This is a genomic window from Pseudogemmobacter lacusdianii (assembly GCF_030848395.1).
Lineage (GTDB): Bacteria > Pseudomonadota > Alphaproteobacteria > Rhodobacterales > Rhodobacteraceae > Pseudogemmobacter > Pseudogemmobacter lacusdianii.
In genome coordinates, this window is the sequence record NZ_JAVDBT010000015.1 from 15271 (window position 1) to 29941 (window position 14671).

The following is a 14671-nucleotide window of genomic DNA, read 5'->3' on the forward strand; positions in this document are numbered from 1 at the left end:
CTGCTCCGCGTCGGTAAGGTTAATATCAGTGCGCCGGATCGCGGTTTCAAGCGACCAAGCGGTTCAGCCGTTTGGGGCGGCTCTCTTGGGGCGGCAATCTGAACCCGGAAGCAGGGCGGCGCAAGGGCGTAAAAAGCCTGCATTGATCACAAGCTTTGCCGATCTTGCCACCGTTCTGCCCCGCCTCAGATCGGCTCGATATCGCCCTCGGCCCGTTTGGCATGGAATTCGGCCACGAAAGCATCCAAGCGTTGGGCGGCAATCGCATCGCGCAAGCCCTGCATAAGCTGCTGATAGTAGTGCAGATTGTGCCAAGTCAGCAGCATCGAGGCGATGATCTCTTGCGCCTTGAACACATGGTGCAGATAGGCGCGCGGATAGTTGCGGCAGGCCGGGCAAGTGCAGTTTTCATCCAAAGGACGCGGGTCGTCCTGATGGCGCTGGTTCTTGATATTGACCTGACCGCGCGGCGTCCAAGCCTGCCCGGTGCGCCCCGAGCGGGAGGGTAGCACGCAATCCATCATATCAATGCCGCGCTGCACAGCGCCCACAATATCATCAGGCTTGCCCACGCCCATCAAATAGCGCGGCTTGTCATCGGGAAGCTGCTGCGGCGCGTAATCGAGCACCGAGAACATCGCCTCTTGCCCCTCGCCCACGGCAAGGCCGCCGACCGCATAGCCATCAAAGCCAATGCTCTTCAGCGCTTCAGCGGATTCCCCGCGCAGATGCTCGGTCACGCCGCCTTGCTGGATGCCGAAAAGCGCATGGCCCGGACGGTCGCCAAAGGCATCGCGCGAACGCTGCGCCCAACGCATCGACATGCGCATGGATTTCGCCACCGTCGCCTCATCGGCGGGCAAAGCGGGGCATTCGTCAAAGCACATCACAATGTCGGAACCCAACTGGCGCTGGATCTCCATCGAGGTTTCAGGCGACAAGAAATGCTTCGAGCCATCCACATGGCTGCGGAAGGTCACGCCCTCTTCGGTCAGCTTGCGCAGGTCAGAAAGGCTCATCACCTGAAAGCCGCCCGAGTCGGTCAGGATCGGGCGCTCCCAATTCATAAACTTGTGCAAACCGCCCAAGCGTTCGATCCGCGCCGCCGTCGGGCGCAGCATCAGATGGTAGGTGTTGCCCAGCAAAATATCGGCGCCGGTTTCGCGCACCGAGCCCGGCAGCATCGCCTTCACCGTGCCCGCCGTGCCCACCGGCATAAAGGCCGGCGTGCGGATTTCCCCGCGGGTGGTCTGGATCACCCCGGTCCGCGCTTTGCCGTCCCGCGCGCTAATCTCAAAGCCGAAACCCTGTGCCATCTTGCTCACACCCGCTGCATTTTGCCGTCTGATGCGCGAAATCGGCGCAAAAGCCAAGGCTCAGCGGAGCGTTTGCGATTTCTCTTGACGGTTTCGCGGCGGCACTGCGAGAGTGAATGAACATTCATTCTCGGATCCCCCGATGAATATGCCCGAGCCTTCCGCCTGCCCCGCCCCCGCCGATCGCAGCGCCGAGATCTTGGTCTCGCTTCGTGCGGCCTTTGCGGAAAAAGGTTTTGACGGGGCTTCCATGCAGGATCTGGCCCGCGCTGCGGGGATGAGCGTGGGCAATTTCTACCGCTATTTTCCGTCGAAAGACGCGATCATTGCAGGAATGGCGGCCTATGATCTGGCCGAGTTGCAGACCGATTTTACGGTCATCCGGCAATCAGCTGATCCATTGGCGATGATCCGCGACAATATCCGCCGTCGCATCACCGATCGCTGCGGCCAAAACGGTCGGCTTTGGGCCGAGATCACCGCCGCCGCACAGCGCAAGCCCGAGATCGCCAAAATCTCCTGCGGCGTGGAAGAGGTGATCGGCGACAATATGGTGCAGCTTTTCGCCGCCCTCACCCAATCCCCGCCCGAGGCCTTTCGCGCCGCGCATGGCACAACCATCCGCTTTATCATCATGTTGGTGAAATCCGCCGCGATGCGCCACGTCTCTCACCCCGATGCCGAGGTGGAAGAGATGATCTTGCAGACCATCGACGACCAGATCCGCAGCATCCTTTCAGCCCCAAGAGCATGATCATGCGTCACATGTGCCCCGTTGCCCTGCTTACCGCCCTTTTGGTGATGCCCGCTCTCGCTCCGACGCCGCTTAGGGCCGAGGCTGCGACGGACAAAGTTGCCGAGGTTTTGCCCGCGATCACCGTGGCCCCGGCGCTCAAGCATCCGCTGGTCGATCGCATCATCGCCTCGGGTCTGATTGAGCCGGTGGAAGAGGTGCATGTGGCGCCGCTGATCGAGGGGCAACCGATTGAGGCATTGCTCGTCGATGTCGGCGAGCTTGTCGAGGAAGGCCAAGTCTTGGCGCTTTTGTCGAAATCTTCGCTGGAGCTGAGTTTGGCGCAAGTGAAAGCGTCTGAAGCCTCTGCCGCCGCCACCGTCGCCCAAGCCGATGCGCAATTGATCGAGGCGGAATCCTCGGCCGCCGAGGCCGCCCGCGTGGCCGAGCGCACCGCCAAGCTGCGCGATCAGGGCTCGGCCAGCCAAGCCGCCGCTGACAGCGCCAATGCGGGCGCGGTCTCGGCTACGGCGCGGGTGACGGTGGCACGGCAATCGCGCCAAGCCGCCTTGGCACAGCAGGCGCTGCAAGAGGCGCAACTGGCCAATATTGAGCTGCAACTGTCGCGCACCGAGGTGAAGGCCCCGGTCGCGGGCGTGATCACCGCGCGCAATGCCACTTTGGGCGCGATTGCCAGTGCCGCAGGCCTGCCGATGTTCGTGATGGAGCGCGACGGTGCCTTGGAATTTCGCGCTGATCTTGCTGAAGCCGACCTGCCCCGCGTCACCGCTGGCGCGCCCGCCAAACTTACTGCGGCAGGTCTTGCCGAACCGCTGCAAGGTGAGGTCCGGCTGGTTGAGCCCGCGATTGATGCCACCACCCGGCTTGGTCGTGCACGCATTTCCGTCACCGAACCGGGCGCTTTGCGCTCGGGCATGTTTGTCGAGGCGGAGATCACCCTTGCCGCCCGCGAAGGCCTTGCCGTCCCGGTCACCGCGGTCGGCTCGGACAAACAAGGCAGCACGGTGATGCGGGTCAAAGACGGCGTGGTTGAGCGCGTCACCGTCACCACCGGAATCCGCGACGGCGGGCTGATCGAGATCACCCAAGGGCTGGAGGATGGCGATCTTGTCGTCGTCAAAGCCGCCTCTTTCGTGCGCGCCGGTGACCGGATCAATCCGGTGCCGCAGGCCAGCAATTAAGGGGCCGCCATGAATTTCTCGGCTTGGTCGATCCGCAATCCGGTGGCGCCGCTTCTAGGGTTCTTCCTTTTGATGCTGCTTGGCTGGCAAAGCTTCAACAGCCTGCCCATCACCCGTTTTCCCAATATCGACGTGCCCTTGGCCGCCGTCACCGTGGCGCAATCGGGGGCCGCACCATCCGAGCTGGAAAGCCAAGTCACCAAGGAGGTCGAAGACGCTGTTGCCGGGCTGAATGGGGTGAAGAATGTCACCTCGACCGTCACCGATGGCCTCTCGACCACCTTGGTCGAATTCCGCATGGATGTGGAAACCGCCCAAGCCGTGCAGGATGTGAAGGACGCCGTGGACGGTATTCGCGGCGATCTGCCGGCGGATGTTGAGTCGCCCATCGTCACCAAGATCGATGTCGAAGGCCAAGCGATCCAGACCTTCTCGGTCACCGCGCCGGATTTGACCGTCGAGGAACTCTCGTGGTTCGTCGATGACACCGTGACCCGCGCCTTGCAGGGCCGCGCCGGTGTGGGCCGGGTGGACAGAATCGGCGGGGCGGACCGCGAAATCCGGGTCGAACTGGACCCGGTGAAACTGGCCGCTTTCGGTGTCACCGCGCAGCAGGTCTCGGGTCAGATTGCCCAAACCAACATCAACCTTGGTGCCGGGCAGATGGAGCTTGGCTCCGGCAAGCAAGTAATCCGCACGCTTGGCGATCGTGGCACGGTCGAAGACCTTGCGGCGATGACGATCCCGCTGGCCTCAGGCACGCAAGTACGGCTTTCCGATTTGGGCGAAGTGGTCGACAGCTTCAAAGAGCTGCGCAGCTTCACCACGATCGACGGCAAGCCTTCGGTCTCTTTCCAAATCTACCGCTCGAAAGGTGCCTCAGATGTCTCGGTGGCCGAGATCATCGAGACGCAACTGGCCAAGGTCCAAGCCGACCACCCACAGATCCAGATCGAGATGATCGACGATCAGGTCTATTACACCCATGGCAATTACGAATCCGCCATCTCGACCCTGATCGAAGGCGCATTGCTCGCGATCCTTGTCGTGCTGGCCTTCTTGCGCAATTGGCGCGCCACGCTGATCGCCGCCGTCGCCTTGCCGCTTTCCGCCGTGCCAACCTTTTGGCTGATGGAGCTTTTGGGCTTTTCACTCAACCTTGTAAGCTTTCTGGCGCTGACGCTGGCCACCGGCATTTTGGTCGATGATGCGATTGTCGAGATCGAGAACATCAGCCGCCATATCCGCATGGGCAAAACCCCGTTCCGCGCCGCGGTTGAGGCGGCCGATGAGATCGGACTGGCGGTCATCGCCACCACTCTGACCATTGTCGCGGTCTTCGTGCCGGTCAGCTTCATGCCGGGGATCCCCGGGCAATATTTCCGCCAATTCGGGCTGACCGTGGCGATTGCAGTGCTTTTTTCGCTGCTGGTTGCGCGGCTCATTACTCCAATGATGGCGGCTTACCTGATGCGCGACAAAGACGCTGCCGGGCATGAGGGCGAGGCCGATGGCCCCTTTATGCGCTTTTACCTTTGGGCCGTGCGCGCCACCACCCATGTCTGGAAAGCGCCGGGGCCGCGCTGGCTTTGGGTGCCGAATTACTATCTGACGGTATTGGCGGCGATTGGCGTGGTGATCCTCTCAGTCGCCTTGATGCTGCAAGTACCCGGCGCTTTGTTCCCGCCCGATGACGAAAGCCGCATCGCGATCTCGGTCGAACTGCCGGCCGGGGCCTCGCTTGACGATACCGCCGCCGCGACCGAGGCGATGCGCCAAGCCATCCTTGACGTGCCGCATGTGGCGCGCGTGATCGTGGTCGGCGGCGCGTCGCCCTTGGGCGATCGCGACATCCGCCGCGCCTCGGTCACGGTGATCTTGGATAAGCTCGACAACGGTCTTGGTCGTAAGCTTTCCGACCTTGGACAAAAGCTGCCGCTGATTGGCGCGATCCTGCCGCAAACCCCGATCAAGGGCCGTCTCATGCCGCAAGAAGAGATCGAGACGGCGATCTTCCAACGCCTCGCCCTTGTCCCCGATATCCGCGCCTTCAAACTGGGAGGACCGGGCGGCGGTGGCCGGGATTTCTCCTATAACATCCTCTCCTCGGACAAAGAGGATCTGGACGAGGCCGTGCAGCAGATCGAGGTGGCTTTGCGCGATGAGCCGATGCTGCGCAATATCTCAACCGAAAATGCGCTGCCCCGCCCTGAAATCCACATCACACCGATGAGCGAAGAGGCCGCGCGGCGTGGCATCAGCGCCGCTGCCATTGCCGCCACGGTCCGGGTGGCGACGATTGGCGATGTCGATGCGGCTTTGGGCAAGCTCTCCATCGACGACCGTCTGGTGCCGATCCGGGTGCAGCTGAACAAGGCCGCGCGCGGCGATATCGCGCGGATCGCGGCGCTGAAACTGCCCAGTGCCAGCGGTGTCGCCGTGCCCTTGGCAGCCGTGGCGCAAGTTGCGCTGGCCGAGGGGCCTTCGGTGGTCAAACGCTTCAACCGCCAGCGCGTCGCCACTTTGGGCGCGGATTTGGCCCCCGGCATCGTGGTCGGCCAAGCTTCCGAGCGGTTCCAAGACATCGTCGCGGGGCTTGATCTGCCACCTTCGGTCGAGGTGGCTTTGGCAGGAGATGCTGAAATCGAGGCGGAACTCAATCAAAGCTTCGGCAATGCCATGCTCTTGGGCGTGCTTTTGATGATGTTCGTGCTGATCCTGCTCTTTCATTCGGTCTTGCAGCCGATCACCATCATCTTCTCGCTGCTCCTCTCGATTGGCGGTGTCGCGGCGGCGCTGATCCTCACGCAAAACGCCTTTTCGATGCCGGTGATGATCGGCATGCTGATGCTGATGGGCATCGTGGCGAAAAACGCGATCCTCCTGATCGATTTCGCCATTGAGATGCGGGATCGCGGCATGGAGCGCTATGCGGCGGTGGTCGAAGCTGGCCACAAACGCGCGCGGCCCATCGTGATGACCTCGATCGCGATGTCCGCAGGCATGTTGCCCTCGGCCTTGGGGGTGGGCGAAGGCGGGTCGTTCCGCGCACCGATGGCGACGGCGGTGATCGGCGGCATCATCGTCTCAACCGTGCTCAGCCTTGTCGTGGTGCCCAGCTTCTATCTGATTATGGATGATCTCTCGCGGCTGATGGCGAAGGTCTTCGCCCGGATCATCGGCCCCAAAGAGGCCGAGCCCGAAGCGCCAGAGCCGCATGAGCTGGCCGCGCGCATCAGCGAGGACCGGCGCGAACTGGCCTTGATAACGCAGCGTCTGGCTGCGCTTGAAGCTGCGCAAACGCCCCGCCCCTCGGGCAGTCATTGAGCTGCGTGCCAAATGTTTAGACCGACCGCTCTCAGAACGGTCGGCCTTTGAACCGATGAAGAAAGAACCCGTGTCCGGCGCGACACGGGGCGGGGCTGGTTGGGTCTTAGACGTCGGGTTCCGACGCAGAGGCACGCTGGCCGGATTCCGACGGCAAGGCGCTAAGGGCCTCGAGCAAGGCCACCAATTCCGCGATCCGCTCGACGCCAAAGGCCTGATCCAAAGCTGCATAGACCGCATTGGCCTGCGGCGTGACTGCAGCAATCAGCCGACTGCCCTCTTCCGTGATGGTCAAGATCACACGGCGACCATCCAAAGAATCCGCCCCCCGGATCACCAAACCGCGTTCGGAGAGGCTCCGGATCATCCGCGTCAGACTGGGCGCAAGGATATTGGCGCGAGCGGCAAGCTCGGTGGCATCCAGCGGGCCTTTTTCTTCCAGAACCCGAATGACACGCCATTGTTGCTCATTGATGCCATGTGCATCCAGCAAGGGGCGAAACCGCATCATCACGGATTCGCGCGCACGCAAAAGCGCCATAGGCAGGGATGATCTAATGGACCGCGGTAGAGCCGCATCTTTTGACATAGAAAAAATCTCCTGCACTGAGGACTAAACAGATCGTATCGGCGGTTGACCTTTGCCGCCCGGTTGAGACTTTTGGAGATCAGAGGAGAGCATCATGCCGCATCTGACCATCGAATACTCTGCAAATCTTGAAACCGTCGGAGATCTGCCGATGCTCTGCCTTGCCCTAAGGGCGGCACTTCTGTCCACCACGTTCTTTGAGGAAGGCGCCATTCGCATACGAGCCATTCCCTGTCCGCATTACGCCGTGGCCGATTTGGCCCCTGAAAATGGCTTTGCATCCCTGCTGTTGCGGATTGGTGCGGGCCGGTCGTTGGATGACAAAAAGCGGATCGGTGCGGCAGTGATGGCAGCGGCTGAGCAGCATTTTGCAACGCAGCTGGCGCGGCCACATTTCGCGCTCTCTTTAGATATTCTTGAGAACGACCCGCAACTTAGCTGGAAAACCAACGCGATCCACTCAAGGCTGCGGGCCAAGAAGGCCTAAGGCGAAGCTGCCCTCAAAGCCCCAATCGGATCGCTTGGATACGGCCCTGCCCACGCCACTGCCGCAGGCCCGGCGTGACTTTTGGTCACACGCCGACGAACTCGGCAAACTCGGGCGCGTTAGGGGACAACTGTTGCGCCACAACCATAGCGCGAATCGCACCTTGTGCCATGAACGCCACTTGATCGGCCATTTGCAGCACCGCTTCCACGCGCTGTTCTACCAAAACCACCGCCACACCAGTGGCTTTCAGCTGCAAAACCGAATCACGGATCAGAGCGATCATGCTCGGCTGCAGCCCCTCGGTCGGCTCATCCAGCAACAACACCTTAGGCTCAAGACACAACCCACGGGCGATTGCGAGCATCTGTTGTTCGCCACCCGAAAGGGTGGAGGCTTGCTGGTTCAGACGCTCACGCAGCCTTGGGAACAGCTCTAAAACACGCTCTTTGACCTGAGGCTTATGACCGCCCAAAAGACCGCCAATCTCAAGGTTCTCGGCGACAGTTAACGGGCCAAAGAGCCGCCGTCCTTGCGGCACCCAAGCCAGCCCCCGACCCGGCACCTGATGTGCAGGCAGGCCAGAGATCACGGCTCCCTCCAAGGTGATCTCGCCCGCGCGCGGCGCGACCAGCCCCATGATCGTCTTGAGAAGCGTGGTCTTGCCCGCGCCATTGCGGCCCATGATGCAGGTGACCTCGCCGGATTTGGCGGTGAAATCCACGCCTTGCAGCACGGTGACTGCGCCATAGCCTGCGCGAATGCCTTTCAGTTCAAGCACCGAGATAGGCCTCCTGCACCGCTTTATTGGCCCGGATCTCGGCGGGACTGCCCTGCGCCAGCACGCGGCCAAAGTTCAGCACAGTGATCCGCTGGGCCAATTCCATCACCACCGCCATATTATGCTCGATCAACAGAACCGAGACTTCGGGCGTAAGGCCGCGCACCAGTTGGATAAAGCCCGCGATCTCGCCTGCGGCAAGGCCTTGCGTCGGCTCGTCCAAGATCAAGACCTTGGGCTGCAATGCCAGCCCCATCGCCAGTTCCAAAAGCCGTAGGTGGCCGTAGGACAGCGTTCCCGCCTCCTCATCGCGCAGGGCTTCAAGTCCCACCTGCGCCAAGGCACGGGCGACCAGCGCCTTCAGATCGCCCCTGCCACGCCCGCCCTGCACCGCCAGTGCCACATTGTCGAAGACCGAAAGCCCGGGGAAAATCGCCGTGATTTGAAAGGTATAGCCAAGCCCCCGGCGCACCCTTGCATGGGCGGGCAGCGCGGTGATGTCTTCGCCCTCCAAGGTGATCCGCCCTTCTTGCGGCGCGATGCGCCCCGAGAGCAGCGAGACGAAGGTGGTTTTTCCGGCCCCATTGGGACCGATCAACCCGTGAATCTCGCCCTTCTCAAGGTCAAAATCCACCCCATCCACCGCGGCAATGCCGCCGAAATGCCGCTGAAGACCGCGGGCGCGGAGAAGGCTCATGGCAGGTTCCTCCAAAGCTTGGCCCGCACCCAGCCCAAGACGCCTTTGGGCAAGAAGAGCACCAAGACAACCAAGGCAAGGCCGACCAAGAAGAGCCAAGCCGAGGTCAGCGCCGTGGCCCATTCGGTGAGGTAAAAGATCCCAGCCGCGCCGATAACCCCGCCCAGCACCGTGCCCGCGCCGCCCAATAGCACATAAAGCATTGGCAGGATGGAATATTGAATGCTCGCAAAGCTCGACCCGACATAGCCAAAGAGCAAGGCATAAGCCGCCCCCGCCACGCCGGAATAAATGCCCGAGATCACCAGCACTTGCAGCTTGGCGCGGTAAGGGTTGATGCCCAGCATCCGCGCGCGCTCTTCATTCTCGCGCAAAGCCACCATGACACGACCAAAGCGCGAGCAGACCAAGGCCAAGGCTATGACCAGCCCCAAGGCAAAGACGCCCCATGCGGCCAGAAAGCGCGGCACATCCGCCGATAAAGCATGGCCAAACACCAGCCGCGCGGTGGTGGGCACGGCAAAGCCATCATCCCCGCCGGTCCAGTCGCTGAAATAGAGCAGGCTCAAAGCGAAGGCTTGGGCAAACATCAGGGTGACGATCATGAAAGACACCCCCGCCGTGCGCAAAGCCAGACTCCCGGCGAGCAGCGCCAGCAAGCCGCCAGCAGCCGCGCCGGTCAAAAGCGCCGGCCCCGCCTCCCAGCCCCAATGCCAGGCGGGAAGGCCTGCGCCATACATGCCAGCGGCAAAGAACATCGCATGGCCAAGGCTGAGAAGCCCCGTGTAGCCAAAGGCCAAATTATAGCCGAGCGCGAAAGTCGCCAGTACCAAGATCCGCGCCAGATTTGTGCTGTGATAGCCCGGCAGCAGCAGCCCCGCTGCCAGCAAAGCCACAAGCACGGCCAAATGCAGCGCCCAGATCCGCCCGCCCGTCATTCTTTCGCTCCGAAAAGCCCCTGCGGGCGGAAGACCAACACCAGCCCCACCAGCAAAGTTGCCAAGATTTTGGCCAAAGTCGGGGAGAAGAACATGCTGATCACCCCATCCGAGAGGCCAATGACCAAAGCCGCCACCAAAGTGCCACGCAGCGAGCCCAAACCGCCAATGATCACCACGATGAAGGACAGCAACAGCGGGTCATGCCCCATCAGATAATGCGCCTGAGAGATCGGCACATAGAGCACCGCGCCCAGAGCGGCGAGGCCCGCGCCTAGGGCAAAGACGCCGCGATAAACCAGACCGACGTTGATGCCGAATGCCTGCGCCACCTCACGGTCGACTTGCGTGGCGCGCATCACCAGCCCGGCTTTTGAGCGGGTCAGCCCCAGCCAGACCGCCAGCAAGACCAGCCCGGCGGCGAGGACGACGAAAAGCTTATAGCCCGAATAGCCAAACCACGGCAGCTGGAGGCGCCAGCTGAACGGCGCCAGCACCGGGCGCGCATCGGGACCATAATAGCTCAGCGCCGCTTGCTGGATCATATACATGACGCCAATCGTGGCGAGGATGGTGGCCTCGGGGTTATAGCTGAGCCGCTTCAGCACCAGCCCGTCGACCATTGCGGCCAGTGCCGCGACCAAGACCGGGGCCACGATCAGCGCGGCGGCAAAGGCCAGCCAAGCCGGGCCCGGCACCATGGTCGAGACGAACCAAGCGATCACCGCGCCCAGCATGAAGAACTCGCCATGCGCCACATTGACCACTCGCATGACGCCAAAGACCAAGCTAAGCCCCACCGCCGCAAGCGAAAGGACAGCGGCGGTGACAAGCCCTTCCATCAGGGCCAAAAGCAAGAATGGTCCAAAGGCCATGGCTTGGGTTAACCTTCGTTAAGGCGAGAGGCTGAGATGGGGGGAAGCGCCACGCCTGCCCCGTCTCAGGCGTTAGAAGGACAGCGCGGTGTAATCGGTGGCGTTGTCGTAAAGGCTTTCTTCCAGCGTGGTCTGATGCACCCGCACCAGCTTGCCGCCTTCGACCTTCGAGATATTTTGCACCCCAAAGGCCTGATGCTTTTTGCCATCAAAGACCATAGCGCCTTGCGGCCGCTCAGGCCCTGCGGGCAGATCGGTGATCGCCTCCATCGCCTCGACCAGCTTCTGGCGATCGGCAGGGCTGGAATAGCCCGAAGTTTCAATCGCTTCTTTGATAAAATACAATGTCTCCCAGCAAGAGAACATATGCGCATAGGTCGAGACATCTTTGGCGTCCGAGACGCTGCAACCATTGTCATCGACGCCCACTGCAGCGCGGTAGGCGGTCTCATCGGCACCAGCATCTGCGGGTTTCGCCCGGCAATGGCCTTCCCAGAAATGCGAGCCTTCGAGGAATTCGAGCCCCGGGCTGGCGGTATCCACAGCCTCAAGACTGTCGATAAAGCCAAAGAGTGCTGGCTTGGCACCCGAGCCATAAAACTCGCCCAGTTCTTTTACGAATGTTAACACGGCCGGGCCAACCATGACGTGATAAAGCACTTCCGTGTCCGCCGGGATCTGCGGCAAATAGCGGGTGAAGCTGGTCTCGGTCGGCGGGATCGCAATTTGGGCGATCACCTCACCGCCCTGCGCCTCGATCGCGGCGGGGAAATGGTCGCGGTGGTCATGACCAAAGGCATAATCCGGGTAGATCATCGTGACCTTTTTGCCCAGATTTTCCGCCACCCAAGGGGCCATAGCCGAGATCTGCTGGCGCACATCGGTGATGCCGGGCTGCAAAACCCAGCGGTTCAGCGCGCCCGAGGCGACGTGATAGCCCTCGGAGCAGACGAGATAAGGGATCTTCAGCTCCCCCGCGCGCGGGGCCGAGCCCATCACGACATGGCTAAAAAGCGTGCCCATGATAAGATCGCAGCCAGCCGGTCCAGCAAGCTTTTCAACCACTTCCGCGCCGCGTTTGGGATCGGTGGCGTCATCCTCATAATGAATCTGCACCTCACGCCCGGCAATGCCACCGGCGGCATTGATCGCAGCGGCGGCGGCAGTGGTCGTGCGCTCATACCAGCGGCCATAAGAGGCGCCGATCCCGGTGCGGTGCAGCTGGAACCCGATCTTCAGCGGCGCGGCTTGCCCCCAGACATAGCTTGGCATGGCAGAGGTTAAGAGCCCTGCCCCTGCGGTTTGCAAAAGCCTACGGCGGGACGGCGTGAACAACGAAGTCGTGGTCATGATGCAAACTCTCCTCGGCGCGCTTACCCTAGGGGCAATGTCGCCGGCAATGTGTCGCCGCAGCGCGGCAATGTCCATTGCCAATCAGCCGCTGCGGGCGGTGGAAAGCAGCCAAAGCCCCAAAACGGTGTAGCCCACCATCAGGATCGTCAGCGGCAGATGCGCGATCGGCCGCTGCGGGCCAGAGAGTTGAAAAGACAGAACAACTGCCAGCAGATGCGCGCCCAAGATCAGCACGAATTGCGTGCCATAAAGCAAAGGCATGATCCGTGCGTCGGTGAGAAAGCCGAAGGAGACATAGAAAGGCGGCAGACCCAGCCAACTGTCGCCCGACATAAAGGGATCGTTCAGCGCGGCCAAAGTATATTGCCCCGCGGTCAGCAGCATCATCAGATAATGCGCGCCATGATAGCCGCTGGCGATGGCGAGGAAGGAGAGCATGATCCGGTCGGCGCGCATGCCGCCTTGTGAGAGCTTCTCCCCAAGCTGCATGCCGATGGCCAAAAGGCTCAGCGTCAGCGCGAAGACTGCCAAAAGCCCGAAGCTGTTTTGCCATGCCACGGCCGAGCGGCCCATCGGCTCAAGCGGGTTTTGACCGATCAAACCTTGCCAGAAGAAGGTCTCGCTCAGCCCCTCAAATGTCAGGGCGGAAAGGACAAGGGCGATGAAGACCATGGATCCGCGCGATAGCGGTGCCATGCGCAGCACCTGCGCGCCCGGCCAGCCGATCATCCGGGTCAGTTGACCGTCTTGCCGCTCGGCCCAGAGCGGGGCGATCCGGGACACGAAGCCGAAGAGTAGAGTGAAAAACTCCCCCTCTTCGAGCCAATCTTCGCCCTCTGCCACGGCCAGAACGAAAATGATCGCCCAATAGGTCAGCGCCGCTTGTGCCAAAACCGCAGGGTCATCGGGCGAAGAGGAGATCATCTGAAACCAGATGAACCACAGATAAAAGCCGATCGCAGGCCAAGCGCCCAGCCGTGCCAGGCCGATACCGGTGCTGCGGCCCAGCAAAGTGCGGGCAATGCGCACCGGGCCTGTCCAGGGATTGATGGGCCGCCAGATGTTGCCAAACACCGCCGAAGCCAATGGCACGACGATCCAGATCACCGTCCAGAACACCAAGGTCATCAAGTTGTGCATCGGGTCACGCGGCCCGAAAAAGCCAATCAGAACAAGGCCGAGAAACGCTAAGAAACTGACGTAAGAGGTTAGGCTTGCCGGCAGCCAATCGCGCCGCCGCGCCCAGACCTGCGCCCCCATCTGCGGCAAGCGCCCGGCAAGGGCGGCCAACAGCGCCGTCAAAGCGACGGTCAGTGCCGCAGCGGTGATGTAATGGCGGGTGGGCAGGGTCAGGATCACCGAAGGCGGCAAAGCGCAGGCCCATGCCGCGCCGGGAACAAGCAGAACACTGAGCCCAGCAGGCACAGGCGTGAGCCGGCCGTGGCAGCCCCCCTGTGCCTTGTGCTTGATCTGCCGCCGCATGCCGCCCCCTTGGTTGTTGCGCCTCTTTGCCCAAAAGCGCCCAAGGTTACAATCTGGGCACTAGGTTCTAAGCCCGCGGGGGCCAGCCCCCGCACCCCCGGAGTATTTGGGTCAAGATGAATGGGACAAGGGCTTTGCTAAACCGCGCTGTCGTGGCGCGCCAGAAAGGCTTGGACTTCTTCGGGTTTGGGGGCCACACCGGTGAAGATCAGCGCATAGGCGGCAATGCGGGACATGCGGGCGTCCACCGGCTCGGCCGAGCGCAGGGTGATATAGCCGACTTGTGTGAGATAGACCGTGCGGGCGCGAGTGTCGGCCTCGGCCGCAGAATAACCGTAGCGCAAGAAGAGATCTGTCAGAGCGGCGATCCGCGCCTCATCTTCGTGCATAAGGGCACGCTCTAGCGCGGGATCGGTCAAGGCCCAGGTTCGCATGGCAAATTCTGCTGCGGAATCAAAGAGCTTTGGATCGACCCAAGCATCAAAGAGCGCCAAGATCGCACTGGTGATTGTGGGATACTCGGCCCCTATCCGTGCCACCAGCCCCCGGGTGTTGGTGTCGCGCCAGCGGTCGATCAGGGCAGCCAACAAGGCCTCACGATCCGCAAAATGCCAGTAAAACGAGGTGCGTGACAGCCCGAGCCGGGTGGCCAGAGGGCCGATTTTCACCGCCTCAACCCCGCCTTCGATCAAAAGCGCATGCGCGCCATCAAGCCAAAGTGAAGCGGATCCACGCCAGCCTCGGTCTTTTGGTTCAAACACAATGTTCTGATCTGTCATGGGCACAGCCTAGACGGCGGATTGGCGAGCGGCAACCATTTGCTGCAAAAAGTCGACACAAGTGTCGACTTTTCATTTGACGGAATCCTTTACCTGATCAAGATTATGCGCA

At 61.7% G+C, this 14671-nt stretch carries 13 protein-coding genes; 4 read left to right on the top strand and 9 right to left on the bottom strand.

Annotation, left to right across the window (positions count from 1 at the left end):
• Positions 1-185: 185 nt before the first annotated feature.
• A complete protein-coding gene (gene tgt / locus Q9295_RS14795) occupies positions 186-1316 on the bottom strand; it encodes a tRNA guanosine(34) transglycosylase Tgt (protein WP_306681351.1) in 1131 nt (376 codons plus the stop codon).
• A gap of 142 nt (positions 1317-1458) precedes the next feature.
• Between tgt and Q9295_RS14800 the strand changes: the two genes are divergently transcribed.
• Genes Q9295_RS14800 through Q9295_RS14810 form a run of 3 tightly spaced genes read left to right on the top strand, consistent with a single transcriptional unit; the run spans position 1459 to position 6578 of the window.
• A complete protein-coding gene (locus Q9295_RS14800) occupies positions 1459-2070 on the top strand; it encodes a TetR/AcrR family transcriptional regulator (RefSeq protein ID WP_306681352.1) in 612 nt (203 codons plus the stop codon).
• A gap of 2 nt (positions 2071-2072) precedes the next feature.
• A complete protein-coding gene (locus tag Q9295_RS14805; protein WP_306681353.1) occupies positions 2073-3251 on the top strand; it encodes an efflux RND transporter periplasmic adaptor subunit in 1179 nt (392 codons plus the stop codon).
• Positions 3252-3260: 9 nt separating this feature from the next.
• Positions 3261-6578 carry an efflux RND transporter permease subunit gene (locus Q9295_RS14810; RefSeq protein WP_306681354.1) on the top strand — a complete coding sequence of 1106 codons (3318 nt, stop codon included), beginning with the start codon at positions 3261-3263 and terminating at the stop codon, positions 6576-6578.
• Positions 6579-6684: 106 nt separating this feature from the next.
• Here Q9295_RS14810 and hpaR read toward each other — a convergent pair whose 3' ends face one another.
• The gene (gene hpaR / locus Q9295_RS14815; RefSeq protein WP_306681355.1) at positions 6685-7119 is read right to left on the bottom strand and encodes a homoprotocatechuate degradation operon regulator HpaR; all 435 of its coding nucleotides are present in this window, start codon (positions 7117-7119) and stop codon (positions 6685-6687) included.
• A 142-nt stretch (positions 7120-7261) separates the two neighbouring features.
• On the opposite strand from hpaR, the gene Q9295_RS14820 reads away from it, so the two are divergent.
• Positions 7262-7654 carry a 5-carboxymethyl-2-hydroxymuconate isomerase gene (locus Q9295_RS14820; protein WP_306681356.1) on the top strand — a complete coding sequence of 131 codons (393 nt, stop codon included), beginning with the start codon at positions 7262-7264 and terminating at the stop codon, positions 7652-7654.
• A gap of 85 nt (positions 7655-7739) precedes the next feature.
• Here the strand turns inward: Q9295_RS14820 and Q9295_RS14825 are convergent, their stop codons facing one another.
• The 7 genes from Q9295_RS14825 to Q9295_RS14855 all read right to left on the bottom strand — a co-directional run bounded on the left by Q9295_RS14825 (position 7740) and on the right by Q9295_RS14855 (position 14559).
• On the bottom strand, positions 7740-8435 hold the full coding sequence (locus tag Q9295_RS14825) for an ABC transporter ATP-binding protein (RefSeq protein WP_306681357.1): 696 nt from the start codon (positions 8433-8435) through the stop codon (positions 7740-7742).
• Positions 8428-9132, bottom strand: a complete 705-nt coding sequence (locus Q9295_RS14830; protein WP_306681358.1) for an ABC transporter ATP-binding protein — start codon at positions 9130-9132, stop codon at positions 8428-8430. Before Q9295_RS14830 ends, Q9295_RS14825 begins: the two co-directional genes overlap by 8 nt.
• Entirely contained in the window at positions 9129-10070 is a 942-nt protein-coding gene (locus Q9295_RS14835; RefSeq protein WP_306681359.1) for a branched-chain amino acid ABC transporter permease, read from the bottom strand. The genes Q9295_RS14830 and Q9295_RS14835 overlap by 4 nt, the downstream gene beginning before the upstream one ends.
• The gene (locus Q9295_RS14840) at positions 10067-10945 is read right to left on the bottom strand and encodes a branched-chain amino acid ABC transporter permease (RefSeq protein WP_306681360.1); all 879 of its coding nucleotides are present in this window, start codon (positions 10943-10945) and stop codon (positions 10067-10069) included. The genes Q9295_RS14835 and Q9295_RS14840 overlap by 4 nt, the downstream gene beginning before the upstream one ends.
• 72 nt (positions 10946-11017) lie before the next feature.
• Positions 11018-12295: an ABC transporter substrate-binding protein gene (locus Q9295_RS14845; RefSeq protein WP_306681361.1), complete on the bottom strand. Its 1278-nt coding sequence runs from the start codon at positions 12293-12295 to the stop codon at positions 11018-11020.
• A gap of 84 nt (positions 12296-12379) precedes the next feature.
• The gene (locus Q9295_RS14850) at positions 12380-13780 is read right to left on the bottom strand and encodes a hypothetical protein (RefSeq protein ID WP_306681362.1); all 1401 of its coding nucleotides are present in this window, start codon (positions 13778-13780) and stop codon (positions 12380-12382) included.
• Positions 13781-13917: 137 nt separating this feature from the next.
• The gene (locus Q9295_RS14855; protein ID WP_306681363.1) at positions 13918-14559 is read right to left on the bottom strand and encodes a TetR/AcrR family transcriptional regulator; all 642 of its coding nucleotides are present in this window, start codon (positions 14557-14559) and stop codon (positions 13918-13920) included.
• Between the last annotated feature and the right edge of the window lie 112 nt (positions 14560-14671).

Coding starts and splice junctions, on each gene's coding strand:
- tgt (WP_306681351.1), bottom strand. CDS start 1,316: ATGGCACAGGGTTTCGGCTTTGAGATTAGCGCGCGGGACGGCAAAGCG.
- Q9295_RS14855 (WP_306681363.1), bottom strand. CDS start 14,559: ATGACAGATCAGAACATTGTGTTTGAACCAAAAGACCGAGGCTGGCGT.
- Q9295_RS14835 (WP_306681359.1), bottom strand. CDS start 10,070: ATGACGGGCGGGCGGATCTGGGCGCTGCATTTGGCCGTGCTTGTGGCT.
- Q9295_RS14820 (WP_306681356.1), top strand. CDS start 7,262: ATGCCGCATCTGACCATCGAATACTCTGCAAATCTTGAAACCGTCGGA.
- Q9295_RS14845 (WP_306681361.1), bottom strand. CDS start 12,295: ATGACCACGACTTCGTTGTTCACGCCGTCCCGCCGTAGGCTTTTGCAA.
- Q9295_RS14830 (WP_306681358.1), bottom strand. CDS start 9,132: ATGAGCCTTCTCCGCGCCCGCGGTCTTCAGCGGCATTTCGGCGGCATT.
- Q9295_RS14810 (WP_306681354.1), top strand. CDS start 3,261: ATGAATTTCTCGGCTTGGTCGATCCGCAATCCGGTGGCGCCGCTTCTA.
- hpaR (WP_306681355.1), bottom strand. CDS start 7,119: ATGGCGCTTTTGCGTGCGCGCGAATCCGTGATGATGCGGTTTCGCCCC.
- Q9295_RS14850 (WP_306681362.1), bottom strand. CDS start 13,780: ATGCGGCGGCAGATCAAGCACAAGGCACAGGGGGGCTGCCACGGCCGG.
- Q9295_RS14805 (WP_306681353.1), top strand. CDS start 2,073: ATGCGTCACATGTGCCCCGTTGCCCTGCTTACCGCCCTTTTGGTGATG.
- Q9295_RS14840 (WP_306681360.1), bottom strand. CDS start 10,945: ATGGCCTTTGGACCATTCTTGCTTTTGGCCCTGATGGAAGGGCTTGTC.
- Q9295_RS14800 (WP_306681352.1), top strand. CDS start 1,459: ATGAATATGCCCGAGCCTTCCGCCTGCCCCGCCCCCGCCGATCGCAGC.